The organism is Phytoactinopolyspora limicola (genome assembly GCF_011320225.1).
GTDB lineage: Bacteria > Actinomycetota > Actinomycetes > Jiangellales > Jiangellaceae > Phytoactinopolyspora > Phytoactinopolyspora limicola.
Genome location: NZ_JAAOEN010000004.1, coordinates 339,827 through 362,878 on the forward strand (window position 1 = coordinate 339,827; position 23,052 = coordinate 362,878).

Here is a 23,052-nt window from a genome sequence, read left to right on the forward strand (position 1 = left end):
GCCGGTGGTAGACCAACCGGTCAACAGGTCCACACAATGGCCCTGGGCCGGACTTCTCCGCACTTCGACCGGGTAGACCACATTCCGGACGACAGGGCGGCCCCGCATGTGCTCCTCGACGCGATTGCGAGGTACTCGCATCACCATGACAACCACACCCGACATGCGGCGGCCGTTCAGGCTCGCCGCCGTCACGCTGGCCCTCACCCTGCCGGCGAGCGTTCTCGCCGCCCCGGTGGCGCTCGCGGACTCCGACGAGACACACACGCTCATCGTCGGCACCGCCGGGCTCGACAACATCCCCCACATGAACCCCCTGGACTCCGGCTGGTTGATCCAAGGCGAACTCAACAACCTCATGTACGACCCCATGATCCGGTGGAGCCAGGACGACTACAGCCCCTCCCCTGGCCTCGTCACCGAATGGGACTTCTCGGATGATGGGCTGACCTGGACCTACACGATGAACCCGGACGCCACCTGGTCCGATGGTGAGCCGATCACCGCCCACGACGCCAAGTTCACCTATGACCTGCTCATGGAGAACCCGGTCTTCAACGGCCGCCATGGTGAGCTGGTGAACAACTTCACCTCCGTCGAGGCCACCGACGACCACACCCTCGTCATCGAGATCGAGGAGCCGAGCGCCCTGATGGCGCACCTCAACGGCACCTCGATCATGATCATGCCGGAACACGTCTGGGGCGACATCGAAAATCCCGACGAGTATCACGGCGAGCCGGGGCAACCGACCTCCGGTGCGTTCGAGCTGGCCGAATGGCGCGAGGGCGAATTCGTCCGGCTGACCGCCGTGGAGGACTATTGGGCCGGACCGGTCGCCTATGACGAGTTCATCCTGCAGAACTTCCAGACTCCGGAGGCGATGGTCCAGGCGCTGCAGGCCGGCGAGGTCGACCTGATCGGCAACCTCAACCCGCAGCAGTACGCTGCCCTGGAGGCCGCGGACCACGTGACCACCAGCACCGGGCCTGGCCGCCGGCTGCAATCCCTGAACTTCAACGTCGGCGCTCGGACCCAGGACGGCGAGGAGATCGGCGACGGACACCCGGCGCTGCGCGATCCAGCCGTCCGGCTGGCCATTCACCACGTCATCGACAAGGAACAACTGGTCCAGGTCGCTATGGACGGGCATGCGATCCCCGGTGTGAGCCTGGTGCCGCCGATCTTCAGCGACTACTACTGGGAGCCTGGCGACGAATTCATCGAGGTCAGCGCCGACATCGGCAACCAGATCCTCGACGATGCCGGGTACGACGAGCGCAACGACGCCGGCGTCCGGATCGACCCGGAGAGCGGCGAACCGCTCGAGTTCCGGCTGCATTACCACTCGGATCGTCCGACGTACGCGATCGTCAAGGACTTCATCGTCGACTGGGTGGCCGAACTGGACATCGTGCTCAACGACATCGCGATGGACACGACCCCGCTCAACGAAGCCGGAGACGCGGGGAACTACGACATTGAGTTCGGCACCTGGAACCCCGGCCCGGAGGCGACCGGCACACTCGTCTATCACACCTGTGACCGGCTGCCGACCGAACCCGAGCCGACCGACCTGACGTTCGCGTTCTACTGCAACGAGGACTACGACGCGCTGTTCGAAGCCCAGCTGGCCGAGTCCGACCTGGAGGCCCGCTCGGAGATTCTGCGCGAGATGCAAGCCCTCCTGTACGAGGAGACGCCGAGCATCCAGATGTACTACGAGAACCAGCTGGAGGCGTACAACTCCGAGCGCTGGACGAACTTCGGCACCCAGCCGTCGGCCGGCGGGATGATCCGGGAACAGCAAGGTGCGTTCGGCTACGAGGCCGCCACCCCGGTGTCGATGGACGGTGGCTCTGGCGACGACGCCACGGACGACGACGCGACCGACGACGACACCCCGGCCGACGACGGTGAGCCCGCCGCGGCGTCCGACGACGATGGCGCCGGAGCCACGCCGTGGATCATCGCCGCGGTGGTGATCGTGGTGGCGGCTGGTGTGCTGCTGTTCGTCCGCCGGCGCCGGACCGCTGACGAGCGGGAATAGGGTCAACCGGCCACGATGGCGATCGACCCCACCGCCCGCGTGCCGGCGGCACCCACGGGTGCCGCCGGCACGTCCGGCAACCACGACACCCCGCCCGGCGTGGGCCGACCCGGCTCGGGCTCGCGCCGCGAGTTCCTGCGCTTCCTGGGCGTGAAGGTCTCCGGCGCGGCCGTCTCCCTGGTTTTGGTTCTGTTCAGCGCCTTCTTCATCTTCCGCATGATCGGCGGCGACCCGGTCCGGGCGATCGGCGGCGACGCCCCCATGACACCGGAGCAACGGGCCGAGATCGAGGAACGGCTCGGCCTGAACGAACCGATGACGGTGCAGTTCTGGGAGTATGTGCGCTCGCTGTTCACGTTGGACTGGGGTACGTCCTACGTGAACAACCAGCAGGTCACGACGTTGATGTGGGACCGCCTGCCCAACACCCTGTTGCTGACCGGCACCGCTTTGGTGCTCGCCGCCGGGCTGGGTATCTGGATCGGTGCTCGCGCGGGGTGGCGGCCGGGCAGCTTCTTCGAGAAGAGCCAGGTCGGGATCTCGCTGGCCCTATGGTCGGCGCCGACGTTCTGGCTGGGCATGATCGTGATCATCGTCTTCTCGGTCCAGCTGGGTCTTTTCCCGGTCAACGGCATGCGTTCCGGGCGGGGTGTCGCCGACGGCTTCTGGCCGCAGTTCCTGGATGTGTCACATCACCTGGTCCTGCCCGCGTTGACCATGGCCGCGGTGATCTACGCGCAGTACGTGCTGATCATGCGCTCGTCCATCCTGGAAGAACGTGGAAACGACTACCTGACGGTGGCCAAGGCCAAGGGGTTACGCGACGACGTCATCCGGCGCCGCCACGCTGTTCCCAACGCCCTGCTGCCGACGGTGACCCTGATCGCCTTGCAGTTCGGCGCCATCTTCAACGGGGCGCTGCTTACCGAGACGATCTTCAGCTGGCCGGGTCTGGGCCTGCTGTTCTATCAGGCGATCCGGGTACCTGACATCCCGCTGCTGCAACTGCTGTTCGTGTTCTTCGCGGGAACGACGATTCTCGCCAACCTCTTCGCCGACATCATCTACCGGTTTCTCGACCCGAGAGTCCGAGGTACATCATGAGCGGCGACGGGCTGAACGAGCGGAGTGGCCGGGGCGAGGAACGAGCGCCGTCCGCGGAGAAAGCGAAGGCCGGAGCGCGACCAATAAACCCGAGCGGCGACGGGCTGAACGAGCGGAGTGGCGACCGCCCCACCCTCAAGTCGGGCCGAGCTATCGCGTGGGCGCGCCGGCGTGCGGCGCTGGCCGACTTCGTGCGGCTGTATAGCAAGCAGCGAGCCGGCGTGGCCGGTCTGCTCGTCTTGATCGTCATCACGGCGGCCACCGTCTTCGCGCCGTTCTACACCGACGAGTCCGAACTGCGCGCGGTTAATGCGCCGGGTGGGCGGCTCGAGTCGCCGAACAGCACGTTCTGGTTCGGCACCGACGAGGTGGGCCGTTCGATCCTGCTCCAGGTGATCTGGGGGGCTCGGGTGTCGCTGCAGATCGGCATCGTGGCCGCCGTGCTCGCGGTCGGACTGGGCACCCTCATCGGCATGACCGCGGCGCATTTCGGGGGCTGGCCGTCGTGGTTGCTGATGCGGCTGACCGACTGGTTCATCGTGCTGCCGAACCTGGTGCTGGCTATCGCACTCGTCGTCGCTCTTGGTGCTAGCCGTTTCACGATCATCGTCGCGATCGCCTTGACGTCGTGGGCGGCTACGGCCCGGTTGGTCCGGGCACAAACCATGGCTATCGAGGGTCGACCGTATCTGGAGCGCGCCAAGGCGTTGGGGGCCGGGCATTGGCATCAGATGTCGCGTCATGTGCTGCCCAACTTGATGCCGTTGATTCTCGCCGCGGCCACTTTGCAGGTGTCCAGCGCGATCCTGGCTGAGGCCGCGTTGTCCTTCCTCGGCCTCGGGGACCCGAGCCAGATCTCCTGGGGCACTTTGCTGGAGCGGGCGTTCCATGCGGGTGCGATCTCCTATGGTGCATGGTGGTACATGCTCCCGCCCGGCCTGGCGATCCTGTTCGTCGTGCTGGCGTTTACGCTGTGCGGCCGCGCCATGGAGACGGTTTTGAACCCGCGGCTGCGGGGCAGCCGATGAAGGGCGGGCGATGATGCCTTTATTGGAGATCGACGACCTACACGTCACCTATCGAGGCTCTCGTGGGGCGATCCCGGCCGTCCGGGGTTTGTCCTTCAGTCTGGAGCCCGGTGAGACGCTGGGACTGGCCGGCGAGTCCGGGTGTGGCAAGTCGACCGTGGCGGCGGCCGTGCTGCGGCTGTTGCCGGCCGGCACCGAGGTGACCGGACGCATCATGCTCGACGGCGACGACGTCCTCACCATGACGTTCGGGAAGCTACGTGCCGTGCGCTGGGCCGGTGCCTCGATCGTGTTCCAGGGCGCGATGCATTCGCTGAACCCGGTCCATCGGATCGGCCAGCAGATCGCCGAGCCGATCATCTTGCACGAAAAGCTGTCTCACGAGGCGGCGGAGAAACGTGCGGTGGAGTTGATGGCTCAGGTGGGCCTTCCCACTTGGCGGGCACGCAGCTACCCGCACCAGCTCTCCGGCGGGCAACGCCAGCGCGTGATGATCGCCATGGCGCTGGCGTGCTCCCCCAAGCTGATCATCGCCGACGAGGCCACCACGGCGCTCGACGTCATGATCCAGGCCCAGGTGCTGAAACTGATCAAGACGCTGGTCGCCGAACGCGACATCGGGCTCGTGATGATCAGTCACGACCTGTCCGTGCTGGCCGACACGTGCCGCCGGTTGGGGGTTATGTACGCCGGCAAGCTCGTTGAGCATGGCCCGTCGCACGAGGTCTTCGCCGCGGCCCGGCATCCGTACGCCCAAGCACTCTCGGCGGCCTTCCCCACCGTCGGCGATCCCGCGGAACGCCGCAACCCCCACGGCCTGGCCGGTGATCCGCCCGACCCGGCGGACCTGCCAACTGGTTGCCCGTTCCATCCCCGCTGCCCGGTGGTGATGGCCGAGTGTGACTCCACGACCGTCGAGCTACGGCCGGCCCGGCCCGACTGGCAGGCCGCGTGCTTGCGGGTCGAGGACAACTCCGCACCAACGTCGACCACCGCGATGGCTTTGGGAGAAACGTGAGCGACGCAAACAACGGGCCCATTCTGCGGGCGGAGGGCCTCTCGGTCCGCTTCACCGCACCCGGCGGCCGGGTGGCGCGCGCCGTCGACGGCGTCAACATCGATCTGGCGCCAGGAGAGATCCTGGCGTTGGCTGGCGAGTCCGGATGTGGCAAAACGACGCTGGCCCGAACGTTGCTCGGTCTGGAACGCCCCACCGAGGGAAGCGTGTCGTATGAGGGGCGGCCACTGCGCTACTCCGCTCGCGCTCTGAAGGCGCATCGGCGGGCGGTCCAGCTGGTGCTCCAAGACCCCACCGGGGCGCTCAACCCCCGGCATACGGTGTACGACGCGGTGGCCGAGGGGTTGCGTATCCATGGCATCCACGACAACGAGCGCGATCGGGTGGCGGCGGCGTTGTCGCGAGCCGGGTTGCGCCCACCGGAGAAGTTCTTCCTGGCCTACCCGCATGAACTGTCGGGCGGGCAGCGGCAGCGGGTGGTGATCGCCGGGGCGCTGGTCCTCGACCCCCAGGTGATCATCGCCGACGAGCCGGTCGCCTCGCTGGACGCGTCCGTGCGTGGTGAGATCCTGGCGTTGCTCCTGCGGCTGCGCGACGAGCTAGGCCTGGCTGCCATCGTCGTCACCCATGACCTGGGCCTGGCGTGGAACATCGCCGACCGGATCGCCGTCATGTATTTGGGACGGGTGGTAGAGGACGGCCCGGTCGACGAGGTGCTCATCGACCCGCGGCACCCCTACACACGAGCGTTGGTCTCCGTGCTGCCGAACTCGACGATCACCGAGTCGATCGTGCTGGCCGGCGAACCACCGGACGCCACCCAGGTGCCGCGCGGCTGCCGGTTCCACCCCCGTTGTCATGTGCTGGCCGGTGGGTCAGCCGCCGAGGCCGGCGTCGCGGATCAGTGCCGAACGGAGGACCTGCCGGCGCTGATCACATCGGACCAGCGGCAGGCGGCGTGCCACTACGTAGCCGCCCACATCCCGACCTCAACGACTCCCACGTCACCATCCCCCGCCTAAGCCCCCCCACGTCACCACCCCCCACGTCACCACCCCCCACATACCCAGTGATCGTTAGCGGATTTCCGCCCTCCACCCCGGTGATCGTTGCCGGGTTCATGTCGCTATAGCGACCCGATCCTGGCTTCGATCACTGGGGGAAGAGGCGGAAATCCGCTAACGATCACGTGGGCAGTGGTTGATCACGTGGGCAGTGGTTGATTACCCCGGTCAGTGGCTGACCGCTGCGGGCTCCTTCGTCGCCTGCTCCTGCCGGTCCCGCTCCTCAAGGTAGCGGGCCAGCTTCTCACCTTCGACATCGACGTTGGGCAACACGCGGTCCAGCCACTTCGGCAACCACCACGCCTTGCTACCGACGAGGGTGAGCACGGCCGGGACAAGCGTCATCCGCACCACGAACGCGTCGAACGCGATGGCAGCGGCCAATGCCACTCCGATCTGGGTGATGATGTCGTCGTCACCGAGGACGAAGCCGAAGAACACACTGATCATGATCAACGCCGCTGCGGCGACCACCCGAGAGCCGTGCCGGTAGCCGACGGTGACCGCATCGATGGCGTTTCTTCCGTGGACGTACTCCTCGCGCATCCGGGTGACCAGGAAGACCTGGTAATCCATCGCCAGCCCGAAGATCACACCGATGAGGAAGATCGGCAACATGCTGATGATCGGCCCGGTCTGCTCCACACCGAAGATGTCCTTCAGCCACCCCCACTGGAAGACGGCGACGATGGTGCCGAAGGTCGCGGCCATCGTCAGCAAGAAGCCGATAGCCGCCTTCAGCGGCACGATCACCGAGCGGAAGACCAGCATCAGCAGGATGATCGACAGCCCGACGACCACCGACAAGTAGGGCAGCATCGCGTCGCCCATCTTGTCCGTGAAGTCGATGAACACGGCGGTGCCCCCGGTAACCACCAGCGCTGCGCCGCCTTGTTCGGCGATCTCCCGCAGGTCCGCTCGCAACGCCTGCACGAGGTCTTCGGTCTCTTCGCTCGCCGGTCCGGTGGTAGGCACCACGCCGATGACCGCGGTGTCACCCGCGTCGTTGAACTCCGGCTCCGCGGCGAACGCAACTCCGTCGGTCCCGTTGAGCGCCTCGGCCACCTGCGCCGCTACACCCTGTGGGTTCTGGCTTTCGGCGCCGTCGACCACGACGATCAACTGGCCGTTGTACCCCGGGCCGAAGCCGTCGGCGACGAGGTCGTACGCCTTACGCTGCGTGGTCTCCATCGGCATGTTGCCGTCGTCGGGCAGTCCGAGCCGCAAGCTGGTGGCCGGCAGCGCCAGCACACCCAAGCCGAGGACGACGAGCGTCAGCACCGCGATCGGCCGGCGGGTGATCACACCGATGTAGCGCCGACCCAGGGTGGGTTTGCCCGCGTCGTCCTCCACGTCGCGGATCTTAAGACCCGGGAACCGCCACCGAAGCACGCGGTCGCCGGCGAACCCGAGCAACGCCGGGAGCAGGGTGAGCGCCACAAGCACCGCGATACCTACGGTGAGCGCAGCTGCCAGACCCATCTCGGTCAGCATCGGGATGTTGACGACGATGAGCCCCACCAGCGCGATCATGACGGTGAGTCCGGCGAACACCACGGCCGATCCGGCGGTGCCGATCGCCCGGCCGGCGGCCTCGTCACCAGGCTTTCCGGTCATCAACTCATGCCGGTACCGCGACACGATGAACAGCGCGTAGTCGATACCCACCGCGAGTCCCAGCATCATCGCCAGGATGGGTGTCGTCTCGCCGATCTCCATGAATCCGGTGGCAGCCGTGATACCCATGATCCCGACCATGACGCCGGTGATACCGGTGATCAGCGGCATACCAGCCGCGGCCAGAGAGCCGAACGTGATGATGAGGACGACGGCGGCGATGAGGATGCCGACCATCTCCGAGCCGCCCTCGAAGTCCTCCTCTACGGTGGCCTCCCCGCCGGCCTCCACGGTCAACCCGGCATCCCGGCCGGTGTCGACGGCTTCGAACAACACTTCGCGGGTCGCCTCGTCGAGTTCGAAGAAGTCGACCGCGTAGCTCACCTGCGCCAGGGCCGTACTGCGGTCTTCGGAGACCAGGTCGATGTCGAACGGGTTGAGGACACTTGCCACCTGCGGGCCGGCCTCTATTTCGCCGAGGACTTGCTCGACGGTAGCGACGTTCGCCGGATCGTCCATGGTCTCCCCATCAGGGGCGACGAACACGAGCCGGGCCTCCGCACCATCCATCGACGCACCTGGGAATCGCTCGTCAAGGAGGTCGAATGCTTCCTGAGACTCGGTTCCCGGGATGGAGAACGAGTCCGATGTAGGTCCGGACAGGGTAGCGGCAGCGGTGCCGATACCCACCACGATTGCTAGCCATATCAGGCCGACGAGCCGTCGGCTGCGATAGGCGAACCGGCCTAGCCGGTAAAGAAACGTTGCCACTGAAATACTCCGCTCAATTCACACTGAAGCCACCCAACAACAGCACGTGGCCGCTGTGAGCAACCTGAGAAGCTCGATAGTCACACCAACGCGCCGGGCGGCACTTTGGCACTTGGGGTGCTACGGGTGGACGTCCTCGTCCGTTCCGTTCTGGGAGGCAGGCTGCGGTAGGCCGGTACGCATCTGCTCGAAAGCCTGCCTGATGAGCTGGACGAGATCGGTACGTGCTGGATCGGCCAGCCAGATGTCTACGGCCGAACGCGTACCCAGCATCGCGGCAGCCGCCTGAAGGTTCGGGTAAAGGTCGCTGTGTGGGTCGGTACCGGTTCGCTCAGCGACAATGCGGGCCAGCTCGTCCACCGTCTCCTTCATCATGGCCAGTTCGTGCGCCAACACCGGCACGTTCTCCCGGATGAAGATCAACTGCTGCACAGTCTTCGGATCGTTTCCCGCCCCAGACTTGGCGGCGACCTCGACGGTGGCATTTTCCAGGGCCACCCATACCGGCTCCTCCGCCGGCCGTTGGCGAAACCCCCGTATCAGCTGGGCCGCGCTATCTCCGACCAGGCTGACAATCGCCTCCTCCTTGCTAGAGAAGTAGTTGTGGAACGTACGCGGGGAGACGTCGACGGCGTCGGCAATGGCCTCCGCGGTGACGTTGGCCATGCCATGGGTCATGGCCAACTCCAGCGCGGCCTCAGCCAAGGCCCGACGGGTCGCCGCCTTCTTCCGCTCGCGTAGTCCCGGTGGTATGTGCACGATGCGACGATAACACAAAACTGACAGTGACTTGCAGAATGCACAGGCCGCAAAGTTGCCCCATGGGCACATTGCAAGTGACTTTCATCACGGCGCACAGACACGTGGCCGCTGCCTACCAGCGCGGCGTACTCTGGGGCGCATGTCCGCCGCGCCGCTCGTGCTCGAGCTCGAACTCCACACTCCGCTCACCACCGCGCCGCCGCAGGATCCGCTCTCGGCGTTCCGAGCCCGGCACCGCACCCACCTCACCGACGTCATCGAGGGTCTACGCCGTGCGGCCACCGACCCCGACGTCGCGGGTCTGGTCGCGCAGTGCGACGGCGGCTCCCAACCGGCAACGGTCATCCAGGAGCTTCGCGACGCCGTCCGCACGTTCCGTCGGGCCGGCAAACCAGCCGTCGCCTGGGCGCAGAGCTTCGGCGAACTCGCACCGGGCACCATTGGCTACTACCTCGCCACCGCCTTCGACGACATCTGGTTACAACCATCCGGCACCGTCGGCCTCACCGGGCTCAACGCCCGCGCCGTGTTCCTGCGCGAGGCATTGGACCGTCTCGGGATGCAGCCCAACGTCAGCCAGCGGCACGAGTACAAGAACGCCGCCGACATGTTCACCCGGTCCGAGTTCAGCGACGCTCACCGAGAGGCCCTCGGCCGCATCGTCGAGTCCACCGCCGAACAGGTCGTCGAGGGCATCGCCGATGGCCGGAGTCTGACCACCGACCAGATCCGCGAGCTCATCGACGCAGGTCCACTCAGCGCCCAGGCAGCGCTCGACGCCGGGCTCGTCGATCACATCGGCTACCGCGACGAGGTCTATACGTCGCTCACCCGGCGCGCCGGTGGCCGGATGCGGCTGCGCTACGTCGGGCGTTACAACCACGGACACACCAAGAACCAGGCCCTACTGGCCCCCATCCAACGTCAACGCGGCACCATCGCCGTCATCCACGGGCGCGGCGCCGTCACCGTCGGGAGAAGCTCCGCCGGGCCGTTCACCGAGAGCACCATGGGCGCGGACACCGTCAGCGGACACCTACGAGCGGCCACCCGCGACACCTCGGTCAAGGCGATCGTGTTCCGCGTCGACAGCCCCGGCGGCTCGTACGTCGCCTCCGACACCATTCGCCGCGAGGTTCACCTGGCCCGGCGGACCAAACCCGTCATCGCTTCCATGGGCGCGGTGGCGGGCTCGGGCGGCTACTTCGTCACCATGGGTGCTGACGTCATCGTCGCCGCCCCGGCCACCATCACCGGCTCCATCGGCGTCCTGGCCGGCAAGTTGGTCACCAAAGATCTCCTGAGCCGTATTGGCATACACACCGACGCCGTCAAGGTCGGCGACCACGCCGGTATGTTCACCCCGGACGCGCCGTTCACCGATGACCAATGGGACATCGTGAACCAATGGCTGGACGACGTGTACGCGGACTTCACCACCAAGGTGGCCGAAGATCGCGGCATGACCCAGGCGCAGGTCCACGAGGTAGCCCGCGGCCGGATCTGGACGGGGGCCGACGCCCACCGCAACGGCTTGGTGGACGAACTCGGGGGCCTGGCGACGGCGGTGCGCATCGCCCGCGCCCGGGGCGGCCTACCGTCTCGTGACGACCTCGCCGACGTACGTCCTTACCCCCGGATCCCGTTGCTGGAGCGGCTGCGCCCGGCCGACTCGAGTCAGTCGCCGGCGGCCGCCTCCGTCTCGTTGCGGCCATGGGGGCAGTGGACGACCCTCGCTGCCCTGCTCGGCCTGCCGGCCGCTGGCCCGCTCACCATGCCGTTCCCGTTCTCCGCCGCCCTCCCCCGGTGATCATTGGCTTTTGACTACCGAATTCGGTAGTCAAAAGCCAATGATCACCGGGTAAAGGGGGCAAGGGGAGAGAGTGCCGCGGGACCGGCCCCAGGGGGATTGGGCCGGTCCCGCGCTCGAAGCCGACGCACGCCCGTCACCGCCGTGTGACGGCTGACGCTCATGACTCCACCCTTGGTTGACCACCTTTGGTGGCGTCGGCTGGTGATCAAGGTTATCCCCAGCCGGCCGTCTCGCTCATATGAGATACGTCATACCCAGGTATCACCGGCCGTAGACATCGGCGACCCAGCCGTCATCGCGGTGAACGCACCGTGGTTGCCCGGCGACACCCACCGTTGTGACGGACCTAACGGGGCCGCAGGATCACACCAGCGGGGCGGCCCGCGTCACACCAGCGGGCGGCCCGCGTCACACCAGCGGGGCGGCCCGCGTCACACCAGCGGGCGGCCCGCGTCACACCAGCGCCGGTGCATCCAATGTCAAGACCGCCCGGTCAGCGTCAAGAGTGGCAGCCACACCCAGCGGCATAGTCAAGGTAGCGGCTCCATGCCCGAACCCAAACCGTCCCACGATTGGTATGTCGAAGTGCCCGAACCGATCCGCCAGCAACTCCTCGACCGGACCGCCGTCTCCCTCTTCCACCGAGCCCAGCACCACCGCCGCCACGCCGTCCAACCAGCCGGTGCGCAGCATGTGCGTGATGTACCGGTCGATGCGGTAGGTGTCTTCACCCACCTCTTCGATGAGCAAGATGCCACCGGTCACGTTCGGCCGGCCCGTCGGCGTGGCCAGCTCCGCGGCCAGCAAACTGATGCAGCCGCCGAGGGTGACCCCGGACACCGGTTCGCCGGCTCCCGGGCTGATGGTGACGGCCTGCCGACCCGTGATGGTCTGCACCGACTCCGGCTCGAACAGGGTGCGGCGCAGGTGCTCGGCGGTGCCGGGGTCGGTCAAGAACGACGACGCCGCCACCATGGGCGCGTGCAGGGTGGCCACCCCGAGGCAATTGGCGAACGCCTCATGTAACGCCGTGATGTCGCTGTATCCGGCGAAGACCTTGGGTTCGGCCTGGGCCATCGTGTCCCAGTCGAGCAGATCGATCATGCGTTGGGCACCGTACCCGCCGCGGGCACAGAAGATCCCCGCGACCCGGGGATCACACCAGGCCTCTTGCAGGTCAGCGGCGCGATGGGCGTCACTGCCGGCCAGATACTCGAATTGGTCGTGCCGGTCGGTCACGTGCGGCGCCACCTGCACGTCCAGACCCCAGCCACGCAGGATCTCGCAGCCGGTGTCCAGCCGATCTTTCGGCACGGGGCCACTGGGTGCTACCACGACCACACGGTCTCCCGCCGCCAGTCTCCGCGGCCGGGTCAACGGTTGCAGGTTCATTGGCTCATCCTGGAATCTGTCGTCGGGTTGTCGAGGCAGGCCCGCCCCGGCGCTTCAGCGGCAGGCACGTCACCGTATCATCGACGCCGCCCGAGGTCACGCGACACAGCGCGCCCGGATGTAGTGATCGTCTCAGGTGTTGCGTGCCGACCTTCGTGTGTCGTGCCCGGGCGTCGATCCGGCATCATGCCACGTCGGTCAGGAACCGGTCCAACACTCGCACGCCGAACTCGAGTGCGGACACCGGCACCCGCTCGTCCACACCATGGAACAGTGCCCCGTAGTCGAACTCCGGGGGTAGCTTCAGGGGCGCGAACCCGTATCCGAGGATGCCCAAGCGGGAGAACTGCTTGGCGTCGGTACCGCCACCCATGCAGTAAGGAACCACATGTGCGTCCGGGTCCTCCGCCCGCAACGCAGCGGACATCGAGGCGAACGTGGGTGAGTCCACCGGTGCCGACAGCGGCACCTCGCGGTGATAGTACTGCCAATCGACGCGGGGCCCGACGAGTTCGGTGATGGTCTTCTCGAACTCCTCCTCGGTGCCGGGCAGCACCCGGCCGTCAACCTGGCCCGTGGCCTCACCCGGTATGACGTTGACCTTGTATCCAGCGCTCAACATGGTGGGGTTGGCGCTATTGCGCACCGTCGACTCCACCAGCCGTCGGGCCGGGCCGAGCTGCTCCAGCACGGCGTCGACGTCGAGATCGGGCCGGTCCGTGTCGACCTCGACCCCCAATGCCTCCCCCATCCGTGTCAACGCCGCCCGCACCGTCGGGGTGAGCCGCACCGGCCACTGGTAGCCGGCAATCCGGTGGACGGCATCGGCCAGCGCCGCCACCGCGTTGTCACGGTTGGGCTTCGAGCCGTGCCCGGCGGTGCCGCGGGCGGTCAACGTCAGCCAAGCGGTGCCGCGCTCGGCCGCTCCGATCGGATAGAGGCGGCGACCGTCGACATGAAACGTGTAGCCACCGGACTCGCTGATCCCTTCGGTACACCCCTCGAACAGGTCCGGGTGTCCGTCGGCCAGGTACCCAGCGCCGTATCTTCCGGTGTCTTCCTCGTCGGCGGTGAACGCCAGGACGATGTCGCGGCGCGGCCGGTGCCCAGCCTGGGCCCACGAGCGCACCACACTCAAGGTCATGGCCACCATGTTCTTCATATCGACCGCACCACGGCCCCAGAGCACGCCATCGCGGATCTCACCGGAGAACGGGTGCACACTCCACCCGGCAGGGTCGGCCGGGACGACGTCGAGGTGGCCGTGGACCAGCAGACCCGGTCGGTCGGGATCGGATCCGGCGATACGCGCCACCGCGTTGGTGCGCCCCGGCGCCGACTCGAGGAGCCTCACCTCGATACCTACCTCGCCCAGGCGCTCCGCGACGTATTCGGCGGCCGGCCGCTCGCGACAGTCTCCACCACCGCGGTTCGTGGTGTCGATGCGGATCAGGTCGGACGCCAGCTCGGCGACATCGAGTTCAGCCATAGTCCTGTTCTATCGCGTTGGAGATCAGCGTGGTGACGGCCTTGAAACACCGGATCATGTCGAACGCCGACGACGACGTGTAGCGCACCCGCCGCGGTGCGACCCGTTGCACGGTGGGCACCATCGCGGCGAAGTCGGCCAGTTGGGTCGCGTCGACCTCCACCTCCACCTCGAACGGCCCGGCGGCCCGGAGCGACGGCTGGTGGCCGGCAAGAGTGGTGGCTTCCTTGGCCGCGGCCGCGATATCGGCGTAGGTGCGTGCCGGTGGTCGGCACCGGGCGGCATACCGCGAGACATAGTCCTTCACCGCGACGGTCTTGGCGTGGGGAGCGTACGACGCCGCATCAGTGCATGCGCGATCGTCGCCGGTGACGAGCACCACCGGGGCCCCGTACTCGGCCGTGACCAACGCGTTCAGCCGGCCCTCGCTGGCCGGCTCGCCGTCGAGCCAGACCCCGGTAATGGAGTTGGCCAGGTAGGTGTGCGCGAGCACGCCCTCGGTGCCCGCGCCAGCGTGATAGCCGAGGAAGACCACACCATCGACGTCGCCGGTCTGCACACCCTCAACCATGGTGAGCGCCTTATGCCGACCGGTGATCATCTCCGCTCGCTCGTCCAGCTCCTCCACCAGGAGGTTGCGCATGGTGGCGTGGGCCTCGTTCACCACGACCTCGCGGGCACCGCCGTCGAAGAGCCCAGCGACCGCGGCGTTCACATCGGAGGTGAACATCGGCCGACAGCGCTGCCAGGCCGGGTTACCCGGCTCTACGTCGGCCGGCCAGGTGACGCCCGTCGCACCTTCCATGTCAGCTGAGATCAGGAACTTCACGATTCGCTACCGTACGCGAACGGAATTCCCTTGAATAGAGGCAGCGACGGAAAGAATTGTCGCGCCGGTGGCTGGGCGCCACAACTCAGCCGCACGGACCGCCGGTCCGTGACACTGGAGTCACGGCGTGGCGACCTCGACCTCGAAACCTTCCTCGTTCTCGAAGTAGGCCGCATAGTGGTGTGGCCCGCCGGCATAGGGGTGCCGGTCGGAGAACATCAACCGCCACCCATACGTCGGCGCTTCCGACACGATCCGGTCGACCATCCACCGCTCCGGCACCGCGAGCGCAAGGTGGTTCAAACCTGGCGCCTTGCGGTCGTAAGCCGTCCACACCAGATCCGGCGACTGCTCGATCACCACATACGGGCCACCACCGGGCGACTGCCACGAGCGGCCGTTGTCCCACACCTGGAACAATGTCCAGCCCAACCGCTCGAACAACCAGCCGAAGGACCGGGTGGCCTGCTCGATGTCACGGGTCCAGATCTCGACATGATGCAACCCGGTGGACGGAGTTTGGACGTCCGACAAGGAGGGATCGTCCGTGGTGGAGTCATAAGCCGCCGTGGGCGGCTGTTGCGGCACATGCTGCCCGGGCGGACTGTACGACGGATCAAGCGCCCGCAGCGCTGGATCCAGCTCGTTGACCGCGGAGTCGGTCAGCGGATCGGCATCGGTGGCCGACTCACCGAACCCGGTGTACGGAGCGGGGGCAGCTGGCGGCGGATACACCGCCGGGGGCACGCCGGGTGTCACCGGCGGCACCGCCGGCGCCGCCGGATGCACCGGCGGCTCGGCCATACCCCACCCAGGCTCGGCGGCACGCTGCATCTGAGCGGTGTGCTGCACCGCTGGACCGTACTGATGATGCTGCGGGGCCGGCTGTTGTGGGGGCGGCTGCTGTGGCGCCTGCTGGGCCGCCTGCCGAATTTTGCGGAGTTCGGCCGCCGCCGCGTCCAGCCAATCATCCACGTCGTCCATGGAATAGCCTTCACGCATCCGTACGACCTTGAACTCTTCGGCCTCGATCCGCTCTGGCGTGATGCCTTTGCCCGCCGATCTGCCGTCGAGGGCATCGATGACCTGGTCCACGAAATCATCGACTGCGTCGAGGTCATAACCCTCACGCATCCGCACAGTACGGAACTCAGGTTCGCGACTCACAGCCACGGCATCGTCACACTCCTCCGGAACGAGAACAGCCGGCCACTCGGGACAGGCCTTCGGCAGTGCACGCCAATGATCGCGTCCACTGCGAAAGCCAGTTCCCCCGTGACCGGCTACTCCAAGCAGAACGTAGTCTAAACGCACCACTCACTTGTGGTCAGACATCCCGCCATCGAGTCACGGCCCCCGCCGCTATGTACCCGACGTCGCAAGCTGACCACAAGCCCCGTCGATCTCACGTCCTCGCGTATCCCGTACCGTAACAGGTAGCCCGAAGCTCTCAAGCACCTGGACGAACTTGCGCTCCACCGCCGGGTCCGACGCCGTCCATTTGGAGCCAGGTGTCGGGTTGAGCGGAATCGGGTTCACGTGCACCCAGCCACGGCCGCGCTCGGTCAACAACTGCCCTAACAACTCCGCCCGCCAGGCGTGATCGTTGATGTCTCTGATCAGCGCGTATTCGATGGATACCCGCCGGCCGGTCCGGTCGAAGTAGCGACGGGCAGCGTCGAGTGCCTCGGCGACCTTCCACCGCGTGTTGATCGGTACAAGCTCGTCCCGCAGCTCGTCATCGGGAGCGTGCAACGACAACGCCAACGTCACCGACAGCTCTTCGTCCGCCAACTTGTTGATGGCCGGCACCAGACCCACCGTCGAGACGGTGACGCCGCGCTGGCCGATGCCGAGCCCGGACGGCACCGGATCGGTGAGCCGGCGAGTGGCGGCCACCACCGCCTTGTAGTTCGCCATCGGTTCGCCCATACCCATAAACACCACGTTGGTGATCCGCCCGGCTCCGCCCGGGATCTCACCCGCGGCCATCATTCCGGCGCTCGCGACCACTTGCTCCACGATCTCCGCGGCCGACATGTTCCGGGTGAGGCCCTGTTGCCCGGTGGCGCAGAACGGGCAGTTCATCCCACAACCAGCTTGACTAGACACGCACACCGTGGTGCGCTCACGGCTGCCGCTGTAGCGCATCAGCACACTCTCCACCAACGCGCCGTCGAACAGCCTCCACAGGGTTTTGCGGGTGGTGCCGTCATCGGTCTCGAGATGCCGCACCGGACTGATCAACGGCGGCAGCATCGTCGCCACCAGATCGTCTCGGATCGCCGCCGGCACGTCCGTCATCTGCTGCGGATCGCTGGTGAACCGGCCGAAGTAGTGGCGGGACAGCTGGTCGGCGCGGAAAGGCTGCTCTCCGTAGTCGACGACGGCTTGCCGGCGCCCATCGACATCGAGGTCGGCAAGATGGCGTGGCGGCTTACCCCGCCGGGCGGGGGTCAGCTGCAGCGTGCCCGGCGCGGGTGGCCCCGGAGAGCCGGGCGGGCTCGCCACCGACGCCGCGGTGAGGTCGTCGTCGCCCACGGCCGTGTCACGGCCTGGACGTATGTTGGCTGAAGTCATAACGTCGCCAATTCTCCCACGCTCCGGTGTTCGGCGTGCGCCGCCAACACATCGCGTTGACCGCCCCGGACGATCCGTGAGTGTGGGGATTGGTGGTGCTGGCTGGGATTGCCGTCAGGCGACGACGGACGTTGGGCTGTGCGACATGTACCGCGGCCGGCCCGTTTGCTACACCGCAGGGGTGGGGGCGCTCTCCCGGTGCGCCATCGCGCACTGCGCTACCGCTAGATGGCGTTAAGAGCCGGATTCGGGCTTCAACGCCATCTGGCGGTAGCGGAGTGCGCGGCAGGGGCGGCACGGCCCTCACCGCAAGGGAACCGTGTTGGCTGTCCGGGCCACAACAAGGAGGCTTACTGCGGCCCCGCCCCGGGCACAAGGACGCTTATTGTCACCAGGGCAACAACAAGGAGCCTTGCTGCACGCGGCAGCGCGCCGTAAGGAAGCTTGTTGCGGCCAGCGCTGAGGGTGGGTGTTGCCACAAACCACAACGAAGCCGACGGGCACGACGAACGCGGTCTAGAAGCGTCAGATGACCTAACCGGCCGCATGTGTCGAGTAGCGCACCTGATCGTTTCGGGACCGCATCGTGAGACGCGTTCAGACGACGCAACCAGGCGGCGACCAGCAGCGTCGCCACAGTAGTGCATCTGATCGCGCCTAGCGAAAAGATCAGGTGACAAAACGGAGATCAGGTGCACAACTGGGGTTAGGTGACGACGTAGGTGAGGACGATCCAGATCAGCGGGGCGGAGGGAAGTAGCGAGTCCAACCGGTCCATCACGCCGCCGTGGCCGGGCAACAACGAACTCATGTCCTTCACGCCAAGATCGCGCTTGATCATCGACTCGCCCAAGTCGCCGACCGTCGCACCGATCACGCCCACGACCCCGAGGAGCACCCCGGCCCACCACGGTGCGTCGAACGCCAGCATGGCGATCGCTACGCCGGCGCCCACACCAAGCAGCAACGACCCGCTGAAGCCCTCCCAGGTCTTCTTCGGGCTCACGCTGCGCGCCATCGGGTGTTTGCCGATCAGGACGCCGGTGAAGTAGCCACCAGTGTCCGACGCCACCACGATGGCCAACAACGCGAACACCTGCCAGTGGCCGTCGTCGGCACGAGCCATCAGCATCGCGAAACCGGCCAAGAACGGCACGTACGCGACGGTGAACACACCCGCGCTGACATCGCGGACATAACCCACCGCGGGGTCGCCCAGACGCCAGACGCAGATCGCGGCCACCGTCAGCCCCAGACCCACCACCAGCGGCGATGATCCGGCCACGAACGCACCAACAAGCATCAAGACGGTGCCGAGCAACACCGGCACCAACGGAACGGCGATGCCGCGGGTCTGCAGCGCCTGCGCCAGCTCCCAGACGGCCACCACCATGACGGCGATGACCAAGCCGGCGAACGCCGGCCGGAACAAGAAGAGGGTGCTCAACGCCACGAGGGCCAAACCGAGACCCACCGCGGTGGCCGCGCGTAAGTCTCGGCCGGCCCGTCCCGGAGGTGTCCCCCCGGGCGCGAGCTCCTCCGGCCCCTCGTTGGAGCCGTTCGGCGTCCCCGTCATCACCAAGCCCGCCACCGAACCTAGACCTCGAGCAGCTCGGCTTCTTTGTGCTTGAGCAACTCGTCGACCTGGTCGACGTAGTTCTTCGTCAACGCCTCCAACTGCTTCTCCGCTCGACCCGCATCGTCTTCGCCGACCTCGCTGTCGTGGACCAGCTTCTCCAGCGTTTCCTTCGCGTGCCGGCGGATGTTGCGGATGGCCACCTTGATCCCCTCGGCCTTCTCCCGGGCCAGCCGGATGTACTCCTTGCGCCGCTCTTCCGTCAGCTGTGGGAGGACCACCCGGATGATCTGGCCGTCGTTGGCGGGGTTGACCCCCAGGTCGGAGTCGCGGATGGCACGCTCCACCGCACCCATCGCGCTCTTGTCATACGGATGCACGGTGATCATCCGGGCATCGGCGACATGGAACGACGCCACCTGGTTGAGCGGCGTGGGCGCCCCGTAGTAGTCGACAACGATCTTGTTGAACAGGGACGGGTGGGCACGTCCCGTGCGGATCGAGGAGAAATCCTCCTTGCCGACCGATACCGCTTTCTCCATCTTCTCTTCGGCCTCGAAGAGTGTTTCCTCGATCACCGTTGCTCCTTTGCCTAGTAGCGCCCCCCGACGCTTGCGTCAAGAGATCGAAGTGTCCCCTATGACGCTGCTAACTGTCGAGGACCGGGCCGGTTTCTGGAGTGTCGGCCAACGTGGTCTCGACCCCTGCTGCGACGATGGTACCGATCGACTCACCACGGATGGCACGGGCGATACCGTGATCCTCACCGAGGCCGAACACCACGATGGGTAGTTTGTTGTCCGCGCACAGACTGAACGCCGCGGGATCGGCCACCGCCAGCCGCCGGCGCAACACGTCGCGATACGTGATGCTCAGGTACTTGCGGGCGGTGGGATCCTCTCGCGGATCTGCCTCATACACACCGTCGACGCCGCTCTTGGCCATGAGCAATCGGTCACAGCCGATCTCCAGGGCACGCTGCGCGGCCACCGTGTCGGTGGTGAAGTACGGCATACCGGCGCCGGCACCGAAGATCACGACCCGGCCCTTCTCCAGGTGCCGCGCCGCCCGGCGTGGAATATACGGTTCGGCGACCTGCCCCATGGTGATGGCGGTCTGAACCCGGGTGTCGACGCCACGTTGCTCGAGGAAGTCTTGGAGAGCCAGGCAGTTCATGACCGTGCCAAGCATGCCCATGTAGTCTCCACGGGCTCGGTCCATGCCGTTGTTCTGCAGCTCAGCACCCCGGAAGAAGTTTCCGCCACCCACGACGACGGCGACTTGTACACCCTCGCTGAGTACTCCAGCGATCTGCGCCGCGATCTGCTTGACGACTTCGGGGTCTACTCCGACCTTGCCGCCGCCGAACACCTCGCCGGAGAGTTTCAGTAGGACCCGCCGGCCACGCGGCGGACCGTCGTCGTTCGTCGCGCCGTCCCTGGACCGGGCTGACACCTGCTCCACCGTCTGCTCCGCCATGGGGTCAGCCTCCTGCTGCGTCACGTGCCGTCACTCGCGTGATCGTCACCGCCCTACCCGCCACCTTAACGGAGGTGCGACGGGCGACGACGGCGACGACCACGCCAGTCCGTGCCAGATATGTTGGCTAGCGCGATCAGGCGCCAACCTCGAAGCGCACGAAACGGGTGACCGTCACACCCGCCGCGTCGAGTGTGGCTCCGACGGTCTTCTTCGAGTCCTTCACCGACGGCTGCTCGACCAGGACGTTGTCCTTGAAGAACCCGTTGACCCGGCCCTCCACGATCTTCGGCAGGGCCTGCTCCGGCTTGCCTTCTTCACGAGCCGTGGCCTCGGCGATGCGCCGCTCGTTCGAGACGACGTCCTCGGGCACCTCGTCGCGGGTCACGTACACCGGGCGCATCGCGGCGACCTGCATCGCGGCGTCGCGGGCCGCTCCGGCGTCGGAGCCGGTGTACTCGACGAGCACACCCACCTGCGGCGGCAGATCCGCCGAGCGACGGTGGAGATACACGGCGACCTCGCCGTCGAACGCGGCCAGCTGGCGGATTTCGAGCTTCTCACCGATGACGGCCGCGGCCGACGCGACGGTGTCCCCCACCGTGCGCCCGTCCGGCAGCGTGGCGGCCGAGAGGGCTTCGAGGTCAGCCGGCTTGTTCGCCGCGGCGACCGCGACGATGTCGGCGGCCAGCTTCTGGAAGTCGGCGTTCTTCGCGACGAAGTCGGTCTCGCAAGCCAATTCGATCATTGCGGTGCCTTCGGCGGCGACGAGGCCGTTGGCGGTGGTGCGCTCGGCGCTGCGCTTCGCGGCCTTCGCCGCGCCCTTGATGCGCAGTACCTCGACGGCACCGTCGAAGTCACCGTCGCTCTCCTCAAGGGCCTTCTTGGCGTCCATCATGCCCGCACCTGTGGCATCGCGGAGCTTCTTGACGTCCGCGGCTGTGAAGTTCGGCATCTCTGTGCTTCTCTCTCCGTGATCATGGGATGTGATTCGGCTGTGGTGGACGGCGCCACGTGGGCCGCCCGTGGTGTCGCTATTCACGTGCGACGGCAGCGGCTCCCCTGATCACCGGGAGCCGCTGCCGTATGCCGAGCGCGACCTCTTAAGAGGCCCCGGCCTACGGGGAACGGCTGGGCTGCGCCGCCCCCATGTACCGGGCTGCTTTAAACCTGCGAGCTGTTGGCCTCGGCCAGGTCAGCAGACTCGACAGCGGCTTCGGGCGCCGGGGTGTCGGCCACGGGCGGCTCAGTCGCGTCGGTCGCTTCAGACGCCGGGGTGTCGGCCACGGCCGCTTCAGGCGCCGGGGTGTCGGCCACGGCCGCTTCAGGCGCCGGGGTGTCGGCCGTCGTCGCCTCGGGTGCCGGGCTCTCAGCGGCGACGGGCGTGCTCTCCTCGGAGCCGACCAGCAGCTCCTTCTCCCACTCGGCCAACGGCTCGTCCACGGCGACGTCGGCGCTGGCGTCGTCGCCACCACGCTGACCGTGCCGGGCGATGAGTCCGTCAGCCACGGCGTCGGCGACAACGCGGGTCAACAGGTTGACCGCGCGGATGGCGTCGTCGTTGCCGGGGATCGGGTAGGTGACCTCGTCGGGGTCGCAGTTGGTATCGAGGATGGCCACCACGGGGATGCCGAGCTTGCGAGCCTCGTCGACCGCCAGGTGCTCCTTCTTGGTGTCGACGATCCATACCGCGCTGGGAACCTTGGCCATGGTGCGGACACCACCGAGGGTGCGCTCCAGTTTGTCCCGCTCACGCTTACGCATGAGCAGTTCCTTCTTGGTCAGCCCGGATCCGGGGACGTCGTCGAAGTCGAGTTCTTCGAGTTCCTTGAGCCGCTGCAGCCGCTTGTTGACCGTCTGGAAGTTGGTCAGCATGCCACCCAGCCAGCGCTCGGTGACGTAGGGCATGTTGACCCGGGTCGCCTGCTCTTTGACCGCTTCCTGAGCCTGCTTCTTGGTGCCCACGAAGAGGATGGTGCCGCCGTGTGCGACGGTCTCCTTGACGAAGTCGAACGCGCGGTCGATGTAAGACAACGACTGCTGCAGGTCGATGATGTAGATGCCATTACGTTCGGTGAAGATGTACCGCTTCATCTTCGGGTTCCAGCGCCGAGTCTGGTGTCCGAAGTGCACGCCGCTCTCGAGCAGCTGCTTCATGGTGACGACGGCCATGGCCGCGCCTACCTCCTTCATGCCCGCATCGCGGCGGGCATCGTCGTGGTTGACCGCGGACAACCGGCTGGTTGCCGCGCCTGGTGCCCGAAGCGCCGCCACCCCGAGCGAACGGGGACCACGACGGCATACCGTGTGACGGGCACGCGAATTTGTTCCAGCCATGCTGGACCAACAGCCAAGTGTACGACACCCAGCCGGCCCTCACCACCGCCCCACCTCGCCCGCCCCTCCTCCCCCTCCTCCCGGTGATCATTGGCTTTTTTAGAAAACATACGGGAAAAAAAAAAACCAAAAAAAAAAGAGGG

18 protein-coding genes are annotated in these 23,052 nt (G+C 66.7%); 6 read left to right on the forward strand and 12 right to left on the reverse strand.

Annotated elements, in window-relative coordinates; translation table 11 throughout:
* Positions 1 to 145 precede the first annotated feature (145 nt).
* From G8760_RS13070 to G8760_RS13090, 5 genes are read left to right on the forward strand one after another with little or no spacing between them, the layout of a single operon-like run.
* A complete protein-coding gene (locus G8760_RS13070; protein ID WP_166351660.1) occupies positions 146 to 2,050 on the forward strand; it encodes an ABC transporter substrate-binding protein in 1,905 nt (634 codons plus the stop codon).
* A 15-nt stretch (positions 2,051 to 2,065) separates the two neighbouring features.
* Entirely contained in the window at positions 2,066 to 3,154 is a 1,089-nt protein-coding gene (locus G8760_RS13075) for an ABC transporter permease (RefSeq protein WP_166351662.1), read from the forward strand.
* Positions 3,151 to 4,182, forward strand: a complete 1,032-nt coding sequence (locus tag G8760_RS13080) for an ABC transporter permease (protein WP_166351664.1) — start codon at positions 3,151 to 3,153, stop codon at positions 4,180 to 4,182. The genes G8760_RS13075 and G8760_RS13080 overlap by 4 nt, the downstream gene beginning before the upstream one ends.
* Before the next feature lie 13 nt (positions 4,183 to 4,195).
* Positions 4,196 to 5,200 carry an ABC transporter ATP-binding protein gene (locus G8760_RS13085; RefSeq protein ID WP_166351666.1) on the forward strand — a complete coding sequence of 335 codons (1,005 nt, stop codon included), beginning with the start codon at positions 4,196 to 4,198 and terminating at the stop codon, positions 5,198 to 5,200.
* On the forward strand, positions 5,197 to 6,222 hold the full coding sequence (locus G8760_RS13090; protein WP_166351668.1) for an ABC transporter ATP-binding protein: 1,026 nt from the start codon (positions 5,197 to 5,199) through the stop codon (positions 6,220 to 6,222). The genes G8760_RS13085 and G8760_RS13090 overlap by 4 nt, the downstream gene beginning before the upstream one ends.
* 210 nt (positions 6,223 to 6,432) lie before the next feature.
* On the opposite strand, the gene G8760_RS13095 is transcribed toward G8760_RS13090, so the two are convergent.
* Together G8760_RS13095 and G8760_RS13100 are read right to left on the reverse strand one after the other, a co-directional pair.
* Complete coding sequence (locus G8760_RS13095; RefSeq protein WP_166351671.1) at positions 6,433 to 8,652, reverse strand: MMPL family transporter; 2,220 nt, start codon at positions 8,650 to 8,652, stop codon at positions 6,433 to 6,435.
* Between the two features lie 120 nt (positions 8,653 to 8,772).
* Positions 8,773 to 9,411 (reverse strand): acyl-CoA-like ligand-binding transcription factor, encoded by a 639-nt coding sequence (locus G8760_RS13100; RefSeq protein WP_166351674.1) that lies wholly within the window; start codon positions 9,409 to 9,411, stop codon positions 8,773 to 8,775.
* 142 nt (positions 9,412 to 9,553) lie between these two features.
* Between G8760_RS13100 and sppA the strand changes: the two genes are divergently transcribed.
* Positions 9,554 to 11,224 (forward strand): signal peptide peptidase SppA, encoded by a 1,671-nt coding sequence (gene sppA / locus G8760_RS13105; protein WP_166351676.1) that lies wholly within the window; start codon positions 9,554 to 9,556, stop codon positions 11,222 to 11,224.
* Between the two features lie 456 nt (positions 11,225 to 11,680).
* On the opposite strand, the gene G8760_RS13110 is transcribed toward sppA, so the two are convergent.
* The 10 genes from G8760_RS13110 to rpsB all read right to left on the reverse strand — a co-directional run bounded on the left by G8760_RS13110 (position 11,681) and on the right by rpsB (position 22,744).
* Positions 11,681 to 12,613: an LD-carboxypeptidase gene (locus G8760_RS13110; protein WP_166352085.1), complete on the reverse strand. Its 933-nt coding sequence runs from the start codon at positions 12,611 to 12,613 to the stop codon at positions 11,681 to 11,683.
* 190 nt (positions 12,614 to 12,803) lie between these two features.
* Positions 12,804 to 14,108 carry a M20/M25/M40 family metallo-hydrolase gene (locus G8760_RS13115; RefSeq protein ID WP_166351678.1) on the reverse strand — a complete coding sequence of 435 codons (1,305 nt, stop codon included), beginning with the start codon at positions 14,106 to 14,108 and terminating at the stop codon, positions 12,804 to 12,806.
* Positions 14,101 to 14,937, reverse strand: coding sequence for a M55 family metallopeptidase (locus G8760_RS13120; RefSeq protein ID WP_166351680.1), 837 nt, complete (start codon positions 14,935 to 14,937; stop codon positions 14,101 to 14,103). The genes G8760_RS13115 and G8760_RS13120 overlap by 8 nt, the downstream gene beginning before the upstream one ends.
* Positions 14,938 to 15,057: 120 nt before the next feature.
* Positions 15,058 to 16,110 (reverse strand): DivIVA domain-containing protein, encoded by a 1,053-nt coding sequence (locus G8760_RS13125; protein ID WP_166351682.1) that lies wholly within the window; start codon positions 16,108 to 16,110, stop codon positions 15,058 to 15,060.
* A gap of 189 nt (positions 16,111 to 16,299) precedes the next feature.
* Entirely contained in the window at positions 16,300 to 17,478 is a 1,179-nt protein-coding gene (gene rlmN / locus G8760_RS13130; protein ID WP_246222532.1) for a dual-specificity RNA methyltransferase RlmN, read from the reverse strand.
* A 745-nt stretch (positions 17,479 to 18,223) separates the two neighbouring features.
* On the reverse strand, positions 18,224 to 19,108 hold the full coding sequence (locus tag G8760_RS13135; RefSeq protein WP_207782313.1) for a phosphatidate cytidylyltransferase: 885 nt from the start codon (positions 19,106 to 19,108) through the stop codon (positions 18,224 to 18,226).
* Positions 19,109 to 19,113: 5 nt separating this feature from the next.
* Positions 19,114 to 19,671: a ribosome recycling factor gene (frr, locus tag G8760_RS13140; protein ID WP_166351686.1), complete on the reverse strand. Its 558-nt coding sequence runs from the start codon at positions 19,669 to 19,671 to the stop codon at positions 19,114 to 19,116.
* Positions 19,672 to 19,741: 70 nt separating this feature from the next.
* Positions 19,742 to 20,548, reverse strand: coding sequence for a UMP kinase (gene pyrH / locus G8760_RS13145; RefSeq protein WP_425502323.1), 807 nt, complete (start codon positions 20,546 to 20,548; stop codon positions 19,742 to 19,744).
* Between the two features lie 160 nt (positions 20,549 to 20,708).
* A complete protein-coding gene (gene tsf / locus G8760_RS13150) occupies positions 20,709 to 21,527 on the reverse strand; it encodes a translation elongation factor Ts (protein WP_166351688.1) in 819 nt (272 codons plus the stop codon).
* Between the two features lie 209 nt (positions 21,528 to 21,736).
* Positions 21,737 to 22,744: a 30S ribosomal protein S2 gene (gene rpsB / locus G8760_RS13155; RefSeq protein WP_166352092.1), complete on the reverse strand. Its 1,008-nt coding sequence runs from the start codon at positions 22,742 to 22,744 to the stop codon at positions 21,737 to 21,739.
* Between the last annotated feature and the right edge of the window lie 308 nt (positions 22,745 to 23,052).

Excerpts from the sequence above, each read along its gene's own strand:
- G8760_RS13080 (WP_166351664.1), top strand. The coding sequence starts at position 3,151 with ATGAGCGGCGACGGGCTGAACGAGCGGAGTGGCCGGGGCGAGGAACGA.
- sppA (WP_166351676.1), top strand. The coding sequence starts at position 9,554 with ATGTCCGCCGCGCCGCTCGTGCTCGAGCTCGAACTCCACACTCCGCTC.
- G8760_RS13085 (WP_166351666.1), top strand. The coding sequence starts at position 4,196 with ATGCCTTTATTGGAGATCGACGACCTACACGTCACCTATCGAGGCTCT.
- rpsB (WP_166352092.1), bottom strand. The coding sequence starts at position 22,744 with ATGGCCGTCGTCACCATGAAGCAGCTGCTCGAGAGCGGCGTGCACTTC.
- G8760_RS13115 (WP_166351678.1), bottom strand. The coding sequence starts at position 14,108 with ATGGCTGAACTCGATGTCGCCGAGCTGGCGTCCGACCTGATCCGCATC.
- G8760_RS13070 (WP_166351660.1), top strand. The coding sequence starts at position 146 with ATGACAACCACACCCGACATGCGGCGGCCGTTCAGGCTCGCCGCCGTC.
- G8760_RS13075 (WP_166351662.1), top strand. The coding sequence starts at position 2,066 with ATGGCGATCGACCCCACCGCCCGCGTGCCGGCGGCACCCACGGGTGCC.
- tsf (WP_166351688.1), bottom strand. The coding sequence starts at position 21,527 with ATGCCGAACTTCACAGCCGCGGACGTCAAGAAGCTCCGCGATGCCACA.